Raw genomic sequence first — 17,286 nt, forward strand, 5'->3', positions numbered from 1 at the left:
CCCCGTTCTCCGCAACCGCGCGGAGGGCGGGGAGCGTCTTTGCGGACGCCCTTTCAGGGGGCGCGGGGATGCTTCACGGGGCGTGGGGACGCTCCGGTCATTCGGGACACAGGGGAAGAGCGGGTAGGCCATGAGCGCCTTTGACGCACGGTCGGTTGTGCTGCCTGACAGAAGACGGACAGTCGCGTACAACCCTGACGGGGTCACGTGTGTCCAACTGGCGTGGCTGAGGTACTCGACTTCATTGCAGCTCCCCGCGGCACGGCCCTCCGGCCGGTCGGCGCGGCGCTCCGACCCCGCATGCCCGGTACGCCCGGCGGCATGCCGGTGATCGCGCCCATGCCCGCCGCGCGGCCCGCCCGCATCCCGAACCAGCGCGACAGCGCGGAGGACACGGTGGCGGCGGGGACCACCGTCGACCACCTCACCGAGACCTACCGGGCGCACTACAGCTCGCTGCTGCGCCTGGCCGCCCTCCTCCTCGACGACACCGCCTCCTGCGAGGACGTCGTCCAGGAGGCCTTCATCCGCGTCCACTCCGCGCGCAAACGCGTCCGCGACCGGGAGAAGACCCTCGCGTACCTGCGCCAGACGGTCGTCAACCTCTCCCGCTCGGCCCTGCGCCGCCGGATCCTCGGCCTGAAGCTGCTCTCCAAGCCGATGCCCGACATGGCCAGCGCCGAGGAGGGTGCCTACGACCAGCTGGAGCGCGACTCCCTGATCAAGGCGATGAAGGGCCTCCAGCGCCGCCAGCGCGAGGTCCTCGTCCTGCGCTACTTTGCCGACATGACCGAGGCGCAGGTCGCCGAGACGCTCGGGATATCGCTGGGCTCCGTCAAGGCGTACGGCTCGCGCGGCATCGCCGCCCTGCGGGTCGCCATGGAGGCACCGGCATGAGCACGGACAAGGACGGCACCGAGGGGCGACGTCACCTGCACGTCCCTCACGAGCCCTATGAATGGCGCGAGCCGACAGAGCTGTCGGACAGGCAGGCGCCGAAGCAATCGCACGCTGGGAACGGAACTGTGAACCACGGCCTCGACGACCAGAGTCCCACCGGGCTCGACTCGGACGAGCTGGCACTGCGCAACCTGCTGCACCAGGCGGTCCAGGAGATCGAGCCGCGCGACGGCACCCTGGACCACCTGCGGAAGGCGGTGCCCGCCCGCCGGGCCCGCAAGCGGCAGGCGGTCGTCGGCATGGCGGCCGCGGCGCTCTTCGTCGGCACCGCCGTCCCGGCCCTGCTGCACGTCTCCAACTCCACCGGCACCGACGCCGACCCGTCCATGGCCGGCCACTACTCGCAGGCCCAGGGCGGCGCCGGTGCGGGCAAGGGCCCGGACGGCGGCGAGAGCACCTCCGGCGGCTCCGCGGGCAAGACCGAGGACAAGGGCAAGAACGACCAGAAGCCGGAGGACAAGGGCAAGGGGACCGGCACCGGCACCGGATCGAGCAGCGGCGCCGACCCGTCCGCCACCAGCGCGGCCGGAGTCCCCCTCTGCACGGCCGCCGAGCTAGGCTCGGCCACCCACACCGTCGACGCCCCCGACTCCGTCGGCTCGGTCTACGGCACCTTCACCTTCACCAACACCTCCGGCGCCGACTGCACGGTCGGCGGCCCCGGATCCGTGTTCACGGCGGCCCAGGGCGCGGCGGACGCCGGCAAGATCGGCACGCTGCGGCATGTCGTCGGCGACCCGGCGGCGAGCCTTCCCGACCCGGCCCTGGAGGTCGCGTCGCTGGTGCTCAAGCCGGGCTCCTCCTACCAGGTGAAGTTCGCCTGGGTGCCCTCGGAGACCTGCCCCACCGTGACCGACCCGACCACCGAGCCGACGCCCGACCCCACGCCCACGGACAACACCTCCGCGGACGGCGGCACCTCCACCGGCGGCGACACCGGCACGTCCACCCAGCTCAGCGCGGCCGACGGGACCGCCGACGGCAGTGTCGTCATCACCAACACCGCGGAGGGCGGAGGACCGTCGGACTCGGCGACGATCTCCAACGCGTGTGCGGGGACGGTTTACTGGACGGGAGTGCTGGCCGGGGCGTGACGGCACCGTGTGCTGGCGCGGGCCTCGCTGAGGGCTGCCACCCCCAGACCCCCGCTTCGGCCTGAACGGCCTCGTCCTCAATCGCCGGACGGGCTGATGGTGCTCACCGGCGTCAGACAGCCACCTGTTCCTTGTCCTCCTCCTGCACCAGACCCAGCTCGGCGTCCCGCAGGAACTCCACCTCGCGCCGCAGCAGCCGGAACCACATGAACACCACGAACCCGGCGAACACGAACCACTCCCCGGTGTACCCCAGGTTCTGGAAGGCCTTCAGGTCCAGCCCCGTGTCGGCGGGCGCGCTCACCGGCACGGCGGTCATCCCCGAGTCCGCCGTGTCCAGCGTGACCCACGCGTCGTACACGTCGTACGGCACCAGGTTCACCAGCGAGGCCGCACTGATCGCCGCGGTCTGGCCCGCGGGCAGCCCGCCCCGCGCACTGACCCCGTTGTCCCCGGGCGTCTCGGACGCCTGCAGGGCCCCGGTGACGGTGACCTCCCCGCGCGGCGCGGCGGGAGCCTTCGCCGGATCGGCGCTGCCGGGCAGCCAGCCGCGGACGACGGGCAGCGCCTTGCCGCCGTCGGTGCGCAGCAGGGTCAGGACGTAGTAGCCCTCGCGGCCGTCCAGTTCGCGGTCCGGCACCAGCAGCTGCCGGTCGTAGCGCCCGGTCGCGGTGACCTGCTTGCCGAAGGTCGCCTTGTCCACCGGCAGCAGTTCCGTCAGCGGCCGCGCGGCCTGCTTCTCGTTGGCCGAGGCCTGCGCCTCCGCGCTCTGGTGGCCCTGCACCCGGTCCTCGAAGCGGCTCAGCTGCCACGACCCCATGAAGACGCAGAAGGGGATGGCGAGCAGCACGAAGACGTTGATCCCCCACCATCGGGGCGTCAGCAGAAACCGGTACACGCCTTCAAAGGTACGGGGCACCGCCGGTGAGCGGCCCCGCGGGGTCGCACCGGTCAGTACCGCTCGACGAGATGGTCCCGGCCCGCGGGCGGCTCGTACGGCTCCGGCCAGAAGTCCGTGACGGCGGATATCCGGCCCTGCTCGTCCCCCGTGAAGAACGAGATGGCGTACATCTCCTCCAGCCCCACCGTGAAGTGGGCCCAGGTGACGACCTGTTCCGGCTCGGCGACGATCCGCTCGATCCGCAGGTGCCAGTCGCCCGGATACTCCCGGTTGAACTCGACGTACCGCTCCCGCCCACTGATCCGCTCCCGCGTCTGCGGCAGCGTGTACACCACGTCCTCGGCCAGCGTGTCCGCGAACGCGTCCCAGTCCCGGGCCTCGGCGGTGGCCCAGAAGTTCTCCACTGTCTTGCGCAGCTCGGTCATGCGGAGAAGTCTGCACCCCGCCACTGACAATCGGCCTTCCGAGGGCACCCGCCCCGGCGCCGGCCCGCGCAAACGTAAGGGGAGTGGAAGAGGCCGGTCGAAGTTGTCCACAGGCTGGGGGCCGGGGCGTCGCTTTGTCGGCCGGTGCGGGCAGTATGGGGCCATGACTGAGAGCAACGGGTCCGCCGCACAGACGCGGAACGAGGAGATGCCGGCCTGGGAGAAGCGCTTCCGGGCCCCACGGGTGTCGCTGCCCGACTGGGCGGAGGACGCACCGGACCGCTCGCTGTTCGTGTCGAACGCGACGGGGACGTACGAGCTGTACGCGTGGGACCGCGCGACCGGCGCACAGCGCCAGGTCACCGACCGGCCGAACGGCACCACGGACGGCGTGCTCTCCCCGGACGGCGCGTGGGTCTGGTGGTTCGACGACAAGGACGGCGACGAGTTCGGTGTCTGGCGCCGACAGCCCTTCGGCGGCGGTGAGGACGAGCTCGCCACCCCGGGTCTCGACGCGTCCTACCCGGCGGGTCTGGCCCTGGGCCGCGACGGCCGCACCGCGGTGGTGGGCCGCTCGACCGACGAGGACGGTACGACGATCCACCTCGCGCGCACCGGCGAGGAGCCGGTGGAGATCTACCGCCACCGCGAGTCGGCCGGCGTCGGCGACCTCTCGCACGACGGTTCGCTGATCGCGATCGAGCACACCGAGCACGGCGACGCGATGCACTCCGCGCTGCGCGTGCTGCGCCCCGACGGCACGGCGGTCGCCGAACTGGACGACACCAAGGGCGGCACCGAGGAGCTGGGCCTGGAGGTGCTGGGCTTCGCGCCGGTCGACGGGGACACCCGGCTGCTCATCGGCCACCAGCGCCGGGGCCGCTGGGAGCCCCTGGTGTGGGACGTGGCCACCGGCGAGGAGAGCGACCTCGCCCTGGACCTGCCCGGTGACGTCGGCGCCGAGTGGTACCCGGACGGCTCGGGCCTGCTGGTCTCGCACAGCCACAAGGCCCGCGGCGAGCTCTTCCGCTACGACCTGGCCACCCGTGAGCTCGTCAGGATCCCGACCCCGCTCGGCACTGTGTCCGGGGCGACGGCCCGCCCGGACGGCAGCGTGGAGTACCTCTGGTCCTCCGCGGCCGAACCGTCGACCGTCCGCTCCACCACGGGCAAGGTCGTCCTGGACCCGCCCGGCATGAAGTCCCCGGGATCGGTGCCGGTGGAGGACGTGTGGGTGGAGGGCCCCGGCGGCCGCATCCACGCCCTGGTCCAGAAGCCGGCGGGCGCCACCGGCCCGCTCCCCACGGTCTTCGACATCCACGGCGGCCCCACCTGGCACGACAGCGACGCCTTCGCGGCGGGCCCGGCGGCCTGGGTCGACCACGGGTACGCGGTCGTCCGCGTCAACTACCGCGGCTCCACCGGCTACGGCCGCGCCTGGACCGACGCCCTCAAGCACCGGGTCGGCCTGATCGAGCTGGAGGACATCGCGGCCGTCCGCGAGTGGGCCATCACCTCCGGCCTCGCCGACCCCGACCGGCTGGTCCTCACCGGCGGCTCCTGGGGCGGCTACCTCACCCTCCTCGGTCTCGGCACCCAGCCGGACGCGTGGACCCTCGGCATCGCCGCGGTGCCCGTCGCCGACTACGTCACCGCGTACCACGACGAGATGGAGGCGCTGAAGGCCATGGACCGCACGCTGCTGGGCGGCACGCCGGAGGAGGTGCCCGAGCGGTTCGAGGCGTCCTCCCCGCTGACCTACGTCGACCAGGTCAAGGCCCCCGTGTACATCTCCGCCGGTGTCAACGACCCGCGCTGCCCGATCCGCCAGATCGACAACTACGTCAAGCGGCTGGAGTCGAGAGGGGCCGTGCACGAGGTGTACCGGTACGACGCGGGGCACGGCTCGCTGGTGGTGGACGAGCGGATCAAGCAGGTGCGGCTGGAACTGGACTTCGCGGAGAGGCACTTGCCCTAGCCACAGCTGCGGGCAATCGTGCCGCTGGGGCGGCGCCCGTCCCACAGAGAGGCGGCACCCGGCTAGCGCGGGCGAGCGAAATCCAGCCCCGAGCACCAACACCGGGTGCCGTCACGCCCCCGCCCGCTCCCTCCGCGCCCGCCGGCCCAGCAGTTCCGCCATTCCTCGCCGGGTGGCCGCCAGCACCACCCGGTCCGAGCCGCGCAGCACATACGTGTCCGGGAGGTCCCACACCAACCCGGAGTCCCCGGACACCCGCGGCTCCTCGGCCGCCCCCTGCTCCCGCCGCCCTCCGCCGGAGGCAGCCGTGTCCAGGGCCAGCACCCGCCAGGCCCCCGCCCGGAAGGCCTCCCCGACGGTCTTGCCCTCCAGCTGGGGATGCCCGCCCACCTCCAGCGCGGCGAACAGCAGCACCCGCCGCTCGACCGGGATGGCCCCGAGGATCTGCCGCCCCATCATGGCCCCGGCGAAGGCGGGCGCGGCCATGTAGGACACGCTGCGGCTCCGGGTGGAGGCCCGGGGGTTCGCGGCCCTCAGGGTGCGGTACACGGCGGTCGCGAAGTCGTCGTCGTACAGGCGCAGGACGACGCCGAGGTCGGGCCGTACGGACCGGGCGTAGAGGGCGGCCTCCAGGTTGGTGGTGTCGGCGCTGGTGACCGCGAGGAGGGTGCGGGCGCGGTGGATCTTGGCGGCTTCCAGGACGCCCTCCTGGGTGACGTCGCCGAGGACGACCGGGACCCGCAGCCGGCGTGCGATGGGCAGGCCGCGGGCGTCGGGGTCGGCCTCGACGCACACCACGGGGATGTTGAGTTCGCGCAGCTGGGTCAGCACCCGGGTGCCGATCTTGCCGAGGCCGAGGAGGACGACGTGGCCGCCGAGGCCGCGCGGGGGCTTGCGCAGGGCGGAGGCGGTGCGGAAGGTGCCCAGGGCCTCCAGCACCGCGGCCAGCAGGACGGGCAGGAGGAGCAGGCCGACCAGCCCGGACAGGAGCTGGAGGATCTGCCGGCCGGTGGACTGGCCGAGGGCGGGGTCGTCGATGGCGAAGAGATCGAGCAGCGTGAGGTAGAAGGCGCCCAGCGGGTGCATGTCGGTGACCAGCCACAGCGCCACCGCCAGCGCGAGCACGGCGCCCACGAGACCGGCCAGCGACCAGCGCAGCCGCCGGGAGAACAGGGAGGCGAACGGGGGGACGATGCCGCGTCCGGAGGGCAGGGCGGGCCCGGAGTAGGACACCTGCTCCAGCACCACGGTCCCGCGCCCGGTGGCGGCCCGGACGGCCGCCGCGTCGGGCAGCAGCTGGGGCCCGCGGTCTTCGGCGCTCTCCGGGGCGTCCGCGCCCGTGGGGTCGGTGCCGGTCGCGGAGAGCAGCGCGAGTGTGGCCAGGCCCGGGGCGGCCGTCTCCCCGGGCCCCGGTGCCGGTCGCTCCACCGCGCGCAGCAGCAGCCCGTCGGTCCGGACGACCTTGCTGGTGCCGACCAGGGCGGTGGCGGCCAGCGCGGGCGCGGCGGTGTCGGCGTCGGACAGCACGGTCGTGGAGGCGTCGTAGGCCGCGGCCGGGCCCGTGGTGCCGCCGGTGGCCAACGCGGCGGCCTGGTCGAGGAGTTCCTCTATGTGCTGGCCCAACCGGCGGTTGTACAGCCGCAGGACGAGCCGCAGCCGGGGGTTGATCCGGCGGGCGGTGAGAGCGGCGCGGATGTTGGTCTCGTCGTCGTCGTAGACGAGGGCCAGCGCCGCCGCACGGTCCACGCCCGCCTCGACGAGCGCGGCCTCGGTCGCCTCGGCGGCCTCCACCAGGCGCACACCGCCGGACGGTTCACCGGCGGTGCCGCCGGCCCGGCCCACGGCCGCGTTGACCATCCGGTCCAGCAACGCCGAGGCCGCGCGGGCCCGGCCGACCACCGGGGTGCGGACCGTGCGTTCGGAGGGCGGCACGACGAGCGTGACCTGCTCGCCGTAGACACCGCGCAGTTCGGCGGCCAGCCGGTGCGCGAGTCCGTCGTCGCCGCAGACCACCATGTGTGCGCCCGGGTCACCCGGCGGACTCTGATTCGGAACGGTCACAAGGGAAGAGACTGCCTTACCGGGGCGGGCGGTGCCATCGTGTGCCTGCCGAATGCACGCCGAATGCATGCTGATTCCGGTGCGAAGTGAGCGGGCCGGGCCCCGTTGCCGTATGCATGGGGAGGGAGTCCAGCACTTTTGAGCACCGCCGGAGGTACCTCGCCCGTGGCCATCACCAAGCCGGCGCCGCCGGCCGCCGACGAGCGCGCGGGACCGCCGCCTGCTGACCATGAGGGGCCGCGGCTGAACTCGCCGCTCGCACTGACCCTGTTGCTGATCCTGCTGGTGCTGGCGCAGGGCCCGATCCGGCAGGCGCTGTCCGCGCCGGTGATGCAGAGCTGGATGACCGTGTTCGTCGCGGTGATGGTGCAGGCGCTGCCCTTCCTGGTGCTGGGCGTGCTGCTGTCGGCGGCCATCGCGGTGTTCGTGCCGCCGTCGTTCTTCGCCCGCGCGCTGCCGAAGCGGCCCGCGCTGGCGGTGCCGGTGGCCGGTGCGGCGGGCGTGGTGCTGCCGGGCTGCGAGTGCGCGTCCGTGCCGGTGGCGGGAGCGCTCGTGCGGCGGGGCGTCACCCCGGCCGCCGCGCTGACCTTCCTGCTCTCCGCCCCCGCGATCAACCCGATCGTCCTGACGGCGACCGCCGTCGCCTTCCCGAACGACCCCGAGATGGTCCTCGCCCGCCTCGTCGCGAGCCTGCTGGTGGCGTGCGCGATGGGCTGGCTGTGGCAGCGGCTCGGCCGCGCCGACTGGCTGCGCCCACCGGCCCGTTCGTCCTACGACGGCCAGGGCCGGGGCGCCGCGTTCTGGGGGTCGGTCCGGCACGACGTGATGCACGCGGGCGGATTCCTGGTCGTGGGCGCGATGGCGGCGGCGACGCTCAAGGCCGTCGTACCGGAGGAATGGCTGAGCGCGGCGGCGGACAACCCGGTGGTGTCGGTGCTCGCGCTCGCGGTCCTCGCCGTGCTGCTGTCGATCTGCTCGGAGGCGGACGCGTTCGTGGCAGCCTCGCTGTCGCAGTTCTCGCTGACCGCGCGGCTGGCGTTCCTGGTGGTCGGCCCGATGGTCGACCTGAAGCTGTTCGCGATGCAGGCGGGCACCTTCGGCCGCGGTTTCGCGCTGCGGTTCGCCCCCGCCACCTTCGTCCTGGCCGTCGCCGTGTCCGTCCTGACCGGGGCGGTGCTCCTGTGAGCCGGCAGGCCCAGGCGGCGGTCCTGTTCCTGCTCGGCGCGTCCCTGCTGCACGCCGGCTTCACCGACCTGTACCTGCGCTACGTCAAGGTCGGCCTGCGCCCGATGCTGCTGGCCTCCGGCGTCGTACTGATCGCGGCCGCGCTGGCGACCGTCTGGTACGAGTGGCGGGCCCGGAAGGCCGCACCCCGGCACGCGGAGGACGGCCACGGCCACCGTGAACCCCGCGTCTCCTGGCTCCTCGTGCTCCCCCTCTTCGCGCTGATCCTGGTCGCCCCGCCGGCCCTCGGCTCCTACAGCGCCCTGCGCACCGGCACCGCCCTGCAACAGCCGTACGGCTACGCGGATCTGCCGCCCGAGGGGGCGCTGCGGCTCAGCCTGGTCGACTACGCGGGCCGCGCGGTCTACGACCACGGGCGGACGTTGAAGGGCCGGCAGATCAAGGTGGCCGGATTCGTCGCCCTCGACAAGGCGGGCACCCCCTACCTGGTGCGGATGGCGCTCAATTGCTGCGCGGCCGACGCGCAGCCGGTGAAGGTCGGTCTCACCGGCCGGATCCCGCCGGTGCTGCAACCGGACACCTGGCTGGAGGTCACCGGCACCTACACCGCCCGGCAGGCCGAGGACCCGGTCAACAACGGCCCGATTCCCTTCCTCCAGGTCTCCGCCGCGGCTCCGGTCCGAGCACCGCAGGACCCCTACGACGAGACCTGGAACAACTGACCTGGAACAACTGACCGCTACACCAGGGCCGTCGCGAGCCGTTCCAGCGCGGCGGCCTCCCGGCTGCCCGGCGGCGCGCTGAAGACGTGCATGACCAAGCCGCTCTCTCCGGGCGCTGCCGGCACGTGCAGGGTCTCGAAGTCGAGGTCGAGCAGTCCGGCGGCGGGGTGGCGCAGCCGTTTGCGTCCGGCCGCGCACATCACGACCTCACCGGAGTCCCAGATCCGCCGGAAGTCGACGCTGTCGGCGGCCAACCCGCCGATGAGCGCGGCGAGTTCGGTGTCGTCCGGGTAGCGAGCCGCGGCCACCCGCAGCTGGCCCACGGCCTCCGCGGCCCGCTCCTCCCACTCGGGGTGCAGGTCGCGCGCGGCGGGGTCGCGGAAGAGGAACCGGGCGTTGTTGCGGTCCCGGCGGGCCGGATCGGCGAGGCCGCCCATCAGCTCGGCGCCGAGGTCGTTCCAGGCGACGACGTCGAGGCGGTGGTCGGTGACGAAGGCGGGCAGCGGGGCCATGGCCTCCAGGGCCCGCGACAGCACCGGGCCGACCCGCACCCGGGGCGCGGGTTCGGGCCTGCCGGTGGCCAGGGTGTCGAGATACCGGCGTTCGGCCGTGTCCAGGCCGAGCGCGCGGGCGAGCGCGTCGAGGACCTCGGCGGACGGCTGGGTCGCGCGGCCCTGCTCCAGCCGTACGTAGTAGTCCACGCTGATCCCGGCCAGTTGGGCCAGCTCCTCGCGCCGCAGCCCGCGCACGCGCCGTCGGCCGCCGCCCTTCAGGCCCGCGCGCTCCGGCGCGACCCGCCCGCGACGGGCGCGCAGAAAGCCGCCGAGCGCCTTGCCGTCCCCGATACCGATGTCGGTACCGATGCCGCTGCCGATCCCGGTCCCCTTGCCGCCGACGCCGTCCATGGATTCCAGTATGCGGGGCCGCGTGAGGGGGCCTCGCAGTACCAGGACCGGGACACCGACGGTTCGAGGGGGTTCTGGTTACCGTCCCGGGCCCGGGAGAACGTGGCCGTATGAAGGAAACCGATCACGGCGGCAAGATCCTCGTCGTCAGCGCCCACCCCGAACCCCGTTCCCTCAACGCGGCCCTCACCGCCTTCGCGGTCGACCACCTCCGTGCGGCGGGGCACGAGGTCCGGGTCTCCGACCTGTACGCGATGAAATGGAAGGCGACGGTGGACGCCGACGACTTCCCGGCCGGCGACGAGGCCCGCCTCCTCGGTGCGGACCGTCGGCTGCACGTGATGGACGCCTCCGAGGAGGCCACCCTCTCCGGCCGGCTGGCCCCGGACATCGCCGCCGAGCAGGACAAGCTCCGGTGGTCCGACGCGGTGATCCTGCAGTTCCCGATGTGGTGGTTCTCCGCCCCCGCGATCCTCAAGGGCTGGATCGACCGCGTCTTCACCAGCGGCTTCGCCTACGGCCCGAAGGTTCCGCCGCCCTACGGCGAGGGCGCCCCGCTCTCGGGCCGCCGCGCCCTGCTCTCGGTGACCTACGGCGCCCGCGAGCGGTCCTTCTCGGACCAGGGCATCCACGGCCGCATCGAGGACATCCTCCACCCGCTCCAGCACGGCCTGTTCCGGTTCACCGGCATGGCACCGCTCCGGCCGTTCACGGTGCCCGAGGCCAACGCCCTCCCGGCGGAGGCGTTCGCGGCCGCGCGGGAGGCGTACGGGCGGCGCCTGGACGCCCTGTTCACGTCGGCGCCGGTGCCGTTCGAGGCGCCGGAGCGGAGCTGAACTCCCGGGATCCGGGGCTCAGTTCTCGTTCTCGTCGGGATCGTCCTCGTCGTCGCCGTTGCGGTTGCCGTTGCCCGGCTCGGGGGCGGTGGGGGAGGGCACGGTGACGTCGGACACGCCCGTGGTCCCGCCCGAGGCCGGTGTCGAGGCGGGTGACGTGACCGGGGCCGACGAACCCGGCGTGCCCCCGCCGGGGCTCTCCGCCGAGCTGTGACCGGGGGAGAACCACGCCATGCCCGCGAGCATCGCGGCCACGAAGATCACCACCGCCGCCACGATCGCCACGACCCTCGGCCGCCGCGCCAACGCCCCCCGCACCCCGGGGCCTTGAGGCCGCCGGGCCGCCCGGGTGTGGCTGGTCCGCGCCGTGCGCCCGTTCCGCCCGGCGGAGGCGTTCGGCAAGGCGTACGTCGTCGCGGGCCCGACCTCCGCCGAGAACCCGGCCCCGGACCCGGACCCGGCACCCGACGGACCTCCGCGCCGCCCGGCCGGCCGCCCGGACGAGGCTCCCGACGGAGCTCCTGACGGGGCCACAGACCCGGCCCCGCGCCCCGACGGGCTGCCATGCCGCCCGGCCCCGCGCCTCGATGCGACCCCGGCACCGGTCCCGGCTCCGGCCCCGGCGCCCGAGGAGAGCCCCGCTCCCGCAGCAGATCCCGATCTCGTCCTCGCAGCGGATCCCGTTCTCGCACCGGGCCCCGGGGAGAATCTCGCCCCCGCCCGGCCCGTGGCGGCGGACGAGCCCCCGGCTCTGCCCGCGGACGACGCCCCGGCCCCAGCCCTGGCCTCGGTCCCGAAGGAAGCGCCCGCCCCGCCGGTGAAGGACTCCCCGCCGGCGAACGACCCTCCGCGGGTGAACGACCCCCCGCCCCCACCCACCGGCGCCGCCTCCGGCAACGGCTCCGCTCTGCCCTCCCACGCGCCGCCCGCGAACCACTCGGCGACCTGTTCCGCCGTGGGCCGGTCCTCGGGCTTCTTGGCGAGCAGGCCGAGGAGGTAGTTCTCGAAGGCGGGCGGAAGCCGGGCGCCGCGCCGCGTGGGCGCGACGGGCGGGGTGTCGAGGTGCTGGTGCAGGATCGCCACGGCGGTGTCGGCCTGGAACGGCGGCTGCCCGGTGAGGAGTTGGTACAGCAGACAGCCGAGCGCGTACACGTCGGCGGCGGGACCGGCGGGCTGCCCCAGGGCGCGTTCGGGCGCGAGATAGAGGCTGGTGCCGACGATCTGCCCGGTCGTGGTGAGCGCCCCGGAGGGGTCGTCGACGAAACGGGCGATGCCGAAGTCGCCGATCTTCAGGGTGCCTTCGGCGTCCAGGAGCAGATTCGCGGGCTTGATGTCCCTGTGCACGATGCCCTGCTGGTGGGCCGCGGCCAGCCCGGCGGCGGCCTGGGCGGCGATCCGGGCCACCTGCCCGGCGGGAAGCGGACCCTCGGTGGTGAGGAGGCGGGCGAGGCTGTCGCCCTCGACCAGCTCCATCACCAGGAAGAGCCGGCCGTCGTACTCGCCGAAGTCGTAGACCCCCACCACGTACGGGTGGTTGAGACGGCCCGCGGTCTGGGCCTCCAGCCGGAAGCGGGAGGCCGACGTCGGGTCGGAGCCCTGCGGAAGAAGGAGCTTGACGGCCACCGGCCGGCCGAGCGTCTCGTCGACGGCCCGCCAGACCTCCCCCATCGCACCGCGTCCGATCGGGTCGTTCAGCCGGTACCGGCCCGCTATCAGCACCTGTTCGTCATCCTCATGCCGTAAGACGTCGCCGCAGGCCGCAACTCACCGCGTGGGGCGGGGGGATGGTGGGGGGTGCCGCAGCCGAGCCAGCCTACCGGTCCCCAACGGCCCCCACCGGTCCTACCGGTCCCCACCGGCCCCACCGGTCCCGGTACGGCCCCCCGCTCAGGGCGCCCGCAGTGCGTCCACGGCGATCCGCGCCGCCGTCCCGATCACCGCGTCGGCCGCCGGGAGAGTGGCCGCGGGGTTCGCCGTACGGGTGAAGACGGCGACGGCGTAGCGGCCGCCGTCGGGATACTCCACGACCCCGACCTCGTTGCGCACGGTCGGCAGGGTGCCGGTCTTGCCCGCCACGTGGACGTCGTCGAAGGGGAACCCGGAGGCCAGCCGGTGCGGCCAGACCTGGAGGCCGAGCAGCCGGCGGATCGCCTCGCCGTGCTCGGGCACGCAGGCCTCGTCCCGCCATACGGCGCCCAGCAGACGGGTCATGTCGCGCGGGGTGCTGCGATTGCTGCGGTCCGGGTCCAGGGCCCGCAGCCGGGTCAGGACGTGCGGGTCGGTGAGCGCCCGGGCGCCGTGCGGGCCCGCGTCCTCCTTGATGGTGGCCAGGAGTTCGCCGAAGGTGTGGGCGGCGTGGGTGCGGGACAGGCCGAGGCGGGCGGTCGTGCGGTTGACGGTGTCGAGTCCGACGCGGTCGAGCAGCAGGTCGGCGGCGGCGTTGTCGCTGACGGTCATCATCAGGTAGGCGATGTCCCGCAGGGACATCCGGACCGTGTCGAGCATCGCGGCCAGCCCGGTGGGGCCCGGGGTGCGGCCGTCCGGCGGGCACTCGATCTGCTCGGTGAGGTCCAGGCGGCCCTCGGCGGCCTGCCGGTGCAGGGTGACGAGCAGGCAGAGCTTGTGCACGCTGGCCGTACAGACCGACCGGTCCGCGCCGAAGTCGACCTGGGCGCCCGAGTCGATGTCGAGGGCGTGCAGCCGGCCGGTGACCCCGGCGTCGGCGAAGGCCGCGTGCAGGCGGCCGAGGGTGTCGGTCACAGCCAGAACTCCGATGCCGGGCGCAGGTGCAGCGGGCGGGTCGGCACGTCGGGGGTGGCCCCGGCGGCGGTGCGCAGCGCGTCGGTGGCCGCCCGCGCGAAGGCCTCCACGGCCGCGTCGCCACGCCCTCGCGGCCAGGCCACGGAGTGCCGCCAGGCCAGCGGCGCACCGGCGATCGGCCGCCATACGACATCCGGCTCGTCGTGGCCGTGAGCGTCCCGGGTGGGCCGGTCCGCGGGCCGGTCGTCGCGCGGCCCGAAGGCCACCGCCCCCGTGGACAGCACCAGCCCGCGTACGAAACTGGCGCCCTGGCCGTGCCGTACGGCGGCGGGGGTGTAGCCGTTGCGGGCGCAGGTGGTCAGCAACTCGTCGTAGAGGGCGGGGGCGTTGGCGCGGGGGAAGAGGATCAGGTCGTGGTCCGACAGGGCGGGGAGCGGTATCGCGGGCCGCCCGGCCGACGGGGCGTCGCGCGGCAGCAGGACGCCCAGTTCGCGGCGCAGCACCGGGCCCAGCTCCAGACCGGTGATGTCGCAGGGGTGGTGGATGAGGCCGACGTCCAGCTCGTGCGTCGCGAACCGGGCCAGCTGCTCGGCGGTGGGCAGCTCGTGCAGCTCCAGTTCCAGGCCCGGGTGCCCGCGCCGGAACCGTGCCAGCAGCGCGGCGACGGTCTCGCCGGAGACGTCCGGCGGCAGCGCGGCGCGCAGCAACCCGCTCTCGCCGTCCCGGATCCGGCGCGCGGTGGCCAGCAACGACTCGGAGCGGAGGAGGAGTTCACGGGCTTCGGTGAGCAGGAGCGTGCCCGCCTTGGTGATCGTGACGTGCCGGCTGCTGCGCTCGAACAGCCGGACCCCCAGCTCCCGTTCGAGGCGCTGGATGCGCTGGGAGAGGGGCGGCTGGGCCATGCCCAGGCGGGCCGCGGCACGTCCGAAGTGTTGCTCTTCGGCAACAGCCACGAAGCACTCCAGGTGCCGTACCAGGTCCACGACCAGCAATCATACGAAAGATTGATCGAACCGAGAACGATACAGATCTTGGACAGCGGCGAACGCCCCCTGCTCTCCTCGGGGCATGGATCTCCGAACTCGCTTACTCCGCGGTGCCGTCCCGGCGCTGGCCCTCGCCCTCGCCCTCACCGGCTGCTCGACGACGACCGAGCGGCCTGCCGGGTCCTCCGTTTCGCCAACCGCCGATCGCGCACCGGCCGCCGGCACCCCGACCCGCGAGGAACTGCGGGTCGACGGCCGCACCCGCACCTATCTCCTGCACCGCCCCACCACCCCGCCCGTTGACGGCACCCGCCCGCCGCTGGTCATCGCCTTCCACGGCCGGGGCGGCACCGCGCCGGAACTCCGCGAGCAGAGCCGTCTGGACCGCGACGCCAAGGCGCGCGGCATGGTGATCGCCTACCCCGAGGGCCTGGACAAGGCCTGGGCCGCGGGCACCCAGGCCACCCCGCAACGCCCCGACCCCGACCTCGACGTCCGGTTCACCGAGGCACTGATCGCCGAACTCGTCCGCGACCAGCGCGCCGACCCCGAGCGGGTCTACGTCACCGGCTTCTCCATGGGCGGCTCGATGGCCCTGCGGATGGCCGCCGACCGCCCCGACCTGCTGGCGGGAGCGGCCGCCGTCTCCGGCGAACTCCCCACGGGCGCGGCCGAGGTCCGGCCCACCGGAACCGTCCCGGTCATGATCGTCTACGGCACCGACGATCCCGTACGCCCCATCGACGGCCTGCCCTCCCCGTCGCCCGTCGCCGGAGAGCCCGTCACACCCACCAGGTCGGCCCGCTCGAGCGCCGAGTTGTTCGCGAAGGCGGGCGGAGCGGGCGCCCCCACCACCCGGGCCGAGCGGGGCTACGACCGTACGGTCTGGCGTCTGGGCGGCTCCGCGGGCACCGTCCAGTTCCTCGCCGTGCACGACGCGGGCCACACCTGGCCGGGGTCGACGATCACCCCGCCGAAGGGCTTCGGGCGTACCAGCAGGGCACTGGACGCGACGAGCACGGTCCTCGACTTCTTCGCGGAGAGCCACTGAGGAACACAGCGAGCCGCTGAGTAACCAACTGAGTAACCGGGGGGAGCCGTCTGCGGCCTGGATATCTGACGACCCGTCAGCTATCGTCACGGTCCCGGTCCGACCGCCTCCCGCCGTGCCGCTTCGAAGGGGTGAGCGCAATGGAGACCCGTCCCCAGAGCCCGCGACCGCCGGGAACCCCCCGCTGGGTCGCCCTGTTCCACCGGCCGGCCTCGGGCACCTGGCAGGTGGGCGCGGAGGCACCCGACCGCGAGCCCGTGCTGTACGCGCTCGGCGAGATGACCCAGACCCTGCGGGCCCGCGGCGAGGACGTGACCGTAGACCTGTGGGGTCCGGGCGACGGGGCCTGGCGGCGATACGACATCTCGGCGCCCGCGCCCGCGCCTGCGCCCACTCCCACGGCCCAGCCCCCCGCCCCCGGCGACCAGGCACCCACCCCCCTCACCGAGCGCCTGCACAGCCGTAGGCACCAGGCGCTCATGGCGGGCCTGAGCAAGGCCGGCCTCTACGACCTGACGGCGGAGGACGTGAAGGCCGTACAGACAGTCGTGGACCGGCTGGACGAGGCCACGGTCCGCACCCTGGCCCGCTGGCTCGCGGCGGCGGGGCCGGGGAACTGACCGGGGCGGGACTCAGCCGGCCGCCGGATACCGCCACCCGAGAGCCCCCAGCGCCCGCGCCCGCTCCTCCACCACCGCCATCCGGGCCGTCCGCTCGGCGGGATCGACGTGCGGGGCCAGGCCGGTCACCTGGCCTTCCCACTTGCGGTAGAGGAGACCGGCCTCGGCCGAGAACCAGCCGCGGCTGACCGAGTTGAGCGCGAGCAGCAGCCCCGTGTCCTCGGAGGCCGGCAGCGCCATCCAGCCGCCGAGGGCGACGAGCAGGTCCCGGCGGACGAAGAGGGTCGCCGGATGGATCTGCGCGCGGAAGTCGTTGGCCGCCCAGAAGTCCAGGACGGCCCCGCGCTCGACGGGACCCTCGGCGGGATCGCCCGGGAAGGCCACCGTGGAGCCGTCCGGGAGGAGGTCCAGGGCCCGCGAGGCCGCCCACCCGAGGGTGCGGTCGGCCTCCAGGGCGGCCAGGTCGCGGGCGAGGGCGCCCGGGGTGAGCCGGTCGTCGGCGTCCAGGATCTTCACGTACGGCCCGTCGGCGTGCGCGAGCGCCATCGTGCGGGCGACACCGGGGCCGCCCGGGCGCCCCTGCCGGAAGGTGACGCGGGGGTCGGCGGGGACGTACAGGCCGACGGCGTCCGTCGTGCCGTCCTCCTGGATCACCCAGCGCCACTCCCAGCCGCCGGGCAGCTCCTGCGCGCACAGCGACGCGTGGGCCTCCGGCAGGTGCGGCGCGGAGGGGGCGTGGACGGCGGTGACGACGACGATGTGCCTGCTCACAGCGGCACGCACCCCTTCTCTCGCCGGTTTC

16 protein-coding genes are annotated in these 17,286 nt (G+C 74.0%); 8 read left to right on the forward strand and 8 right to left on the reverse strand.

Annotated elements, in window-relative coordinates; all coding sequences use genetic code 11:
• Positions 1-300 precede the first annotated feature (300 nt).
• The gene (locus K4B79_RS36015) at positions 301-897 is read left to right on the forward strand and encodes a SigE family RNA polymerase sigma factor (RefSeq protein ID WP_232031636.1); all 597 of its coding nucleotides are present in this window, start codon (positions 301-303) and stop codon (positions 895-897) included.
• The gene (locus tag K4B79_RS36020) at positions 894-2,054 is read left to right on the forward strand and encodes a DUF4232 domain-containing protein (protein ID WP_232031637.1); all 1,161 of its coding nucleotides are present in this window, start codon (positions 894-896) and stop codon (positions 2,052-2,054) included. The genes K4B79_RS36015 and K4B79_RS36020 overlap by 4 nt, the downstream gene beginning before the upstream one ends.
• 112 nt (positions 2,055-2,166) lie before the next feature.
• Here the strand turns inward: K4B79_RS36020 and K4B79_RS36025 are convergent, their stop codons facing one another.
• Both K4B79_RS36025 and K4B79_RS36030 read right to left on the reverse strand, forming a co-directional pair.
• A complete protein-coding gene (locus tag K4B79_RS36025; protein ID WP_232031638.1) occupies positions 2,167-2,952 on the reverse strand; it encodes an SURF1 family protein in 786 nt (261 codons plus the stop codon).
• Between the two features lie 53 nt (positions 2,953-3,005).
• Positions 3,006-3,380 (reverse strand): nuclear transport factor 2 family protein, encoded by a 375-nt coding sequence (locus K4B79_RS36030; RefSeq protein ID WP_232031639.1) that lies wholly within the window; start codon positions 3,378-3,380, stop codon positions 3,006-3,008.
• Positions 3,381-3,543: 163 nt separating this feature from the next.
• Between K4B79_RS36030 and K4B79_RS36035 the strand changes: the two genes are divergently transcribed.
• Positions 3,544-5,358 (forward strand): S9 family peptidase, encoded by a 1,815-nt coding sequence (locus K4B79_RS36035; protein ID WP_232031640.1) that lies wholly within the window; start codon positions 3,544-3,546, stop codon positions 5,356-5,358.
• A gap of 111 nt (positions 5,359-5,469) precedes the next feature.
• Here K4B79_RS36035 and K4B79_RS36040 read toward each other — a convergent pair whose 3' ends face one another.
• Complete coding sequence (locus K4B79_RS36040) at positions 5,470-7,374, reverse strand: NAD-binding protein (protein ID WP_232031784.1); 1,905 nt, start codon at positions 7,372-7,374, stop codon at positions 5,470-5,472.
• Positions 7,375-7,584: 210 nt separating this feature from the next.
• Here K4B79_RS36040 and K4B79_RS36045 point away from each other — a divergent pair, with 210 nt between their 5' ends.
• Entirely contained in the window at positions 7,585-8,604 is a 1,020-nt protein-coding gene (locus K4B79_RS36045) for a permease (protein WP_232031641.1), read from the forward strand.
• A complete protein-coding gene (locus K4B79_RS36050; protein ID WP_232031642.1) occupies positions 8,601-9,326 on the forward strand; it encodes a TIGR03943 family putative permease subunit in 726 nt (241 codons plus the stop codon). Before K4B79_RS36045 ends, K4B79_RS36050 begins: the two co-directional genes overlap by 4 nt.
• Positions 9,327-9,343: 17 nt before the next feature.
• On the opposite strand, the gene K4B79_RS36055 is transcribed toward K4B79_RS36050, so the two are convergent.
• The gene (locus K4B79_RS36055; RefSeq protein ID WP_232031643.1) at positions 9,344-10,231 is read right to left on the reverse strand and encodes a helix-turn-helix domain-containing protein; all 888 of its coding nucleotides are present in this window, start codon (positions 10,229-10,231) and stop codon (positions 9,344-9,346) included.
• A gap of 110 nt (positions 10,232-10,341) precedes the next feature.
• Between K4B79_RS36055 and K4B79_RS36060 the strand changes: the two genes are divergently transcribed.
• Positions 10,342-11,067, forward strand: coding sequence for an NAD(P)H-dependent oxidoreductase (locus tag K4B79_RS36060; protein ID WP_232031644.1), 726 nt, complete (start codon positions 10,342-10,344; stop codon positions 11,065-11,067).
• An 18-nt stretch (positions 11,068-11,085) separates the two neighbouring features.
• On the opposite strand, the gene K4B79_RS48730 is transcribed toward K4B79_RS36060, so the two are convergent.
• The 3 genes from K4B79_RS48730 to K4B79_RS36075 all read right to left on the reverse strand — a co-directional run bounded on the left by K4B79_RS48730 (position 11,086) and on the right by K4B79_RS36075 (position 14,810).
• Positions 11,086-12,786, reverse strand: a complete 1,701-nt coding sequence (locus K4B79_RS48730) for a serine/threonine-protein kinase (protein WP_374208547.1) — start codon at positions 12,784-12,786, stop codon at positions 11,086-11,088.
• Between the two features lie 168 nt (positions 12,787-12,954).
• Entirely contained in the window at positions 12,955-13,827 is an 873-nt protein-coding gene (locus K4B79_RS36070; RefSeq protein ID WP_374208548.1) for a serine hydrolase, read from the reverse strand.
• Positions 13,824-14,810 (reverse strand): LysR family transcriptional regulator, encoded by a 987-nt coding sequence (locus K4B79_RS36075; protein WP_232031645.1) that lies wholly within the window; start codon positions 14,808-14,810, stop codon positions 13,824-13,826. Before K4B79_RS36075 ends, K4B79_RS36070 begins: the two co-directional genes overlap by 4 nt.
• 85 nt (positions 14,811-14,895) lie before the next feature.
• On the opposite strand from K4B79_RS36075, the gene K4B79_RS36080 reads away from it, so the two are divergent.
• Positions 14,896-15,864, forward strand: coding sequence for an alpha/beta hydrolase family esterase (locus K4B79_RS36080; protein ID WP_232031646.1), 969 nt, complete (start codon positions 14,896-14,898; stop codon positions 15,862-15,864).
• A gap of 140 nt (positions 15,865-16,004) precedes the next feature.
• Positions 16,005-16,484, forward strand: coding sequence for a hypothetical protein (locus tag K4B79_RS36085; RefSeq protein WP_232031647.1), 480 nt, complete (start codon positions 16,005-16,007; stop codon positions 16,482-16,484).
• Positions 16,485-16,496: 12 nt separating this feature from the next.
• Here the strand turns inward: K4B79_RS36085 and K4B79_RS36090 are convergent, their stop codons facing one another.
• Positions 16,497-17,267 (reverse strand): glycosyltransferase family 2 protein, encoded by a 771-nt coding sequence (locus K4B79_RS36090; protein WP_374208549.1) that lies wholly within the window; start codon positions 17,265-17,267, stop codon positions 16,497-16,499.
• Between the last annotated feature and the right edge of the window lie 19 nt (positions 17,268-17,286).

The organism is Streptomyces lincolnensis, assembly GCF_021173675.1.
GTDB lineage: Bacteria > Actinomycetota > Actinomycetes > Streptomycetales > Streptomycetaceae > Streptomyces > Streptomyces lincolnensis_B.

Excerpts from the sequence above, each read along its gene's own strand:
- K4B79_RS36015 (WP_232031636.1), top strand. The coding sequence starts at position 301 with ATGCCCGGTACGCCCGGCGGCATGCCGGTGATCGCGCCCATGCCCGCC.
- K4B79_RS36020 (WP_232031637.1), top strand. The coding sequence starts at position 894 with ATGAGCACGGACAAGGACGGCACCGAGGGGCGACGTCACCTGCACGTC.
- K4B79_RS36030 (WP_232031639.1), bottom strand. The coding sequence starts at position 3,380 with ATGACCGAGCTGCGCAAGACAGTGGAGAACTTCTGGGCCACCGCCGAG.
- K4B79_RS36035 (WP_232031640.1), top strand. The coding sequence starts at position 3,544 with ATGACTGAGAGCAACGGGTCCGCCGCACAGACGCGGAACGAGGAGATG.
- K4B79_RS36040 (WP_232031784.1), bottom strand. The coding sequence starts at position 7,374 with ATGGTGGTCTGCGGCGACGACGGACTCGCGCACCGGCTGGCCGCCGAA.
- K4B79_RS36055 (WP_232031643.1), bottom strand. The coding sequence starts at position 10,231 with ATGGACGGCGTCGGCGGCAAGGGGACCGGGATCGGCAGCGGCATCGGT.
- K4B79_RS36060 (WP_232031644.1), top strand. The coding sequence starts at position 10,342 with ATGAAGGAAACCGATCACGGCGGCAAGATCCTCGTCGTCAGCGCCCAC.
- K4B79_RS36080 (WP_232031646.1), top strand. The coding sequence starts at position 14,896 with ATGGATCTCCGAACTCGCTTACTCCGCGGTGCCGTCCCGGCGCTGGCC.
- K4B79_RS36085 (WP_232031647.1), top strand. The coding sequence starts at position 16,005 with ATGGAGACCCGTCCCCAGAGCCCGCGACCGCCGGGAACCCCCCGCTGG.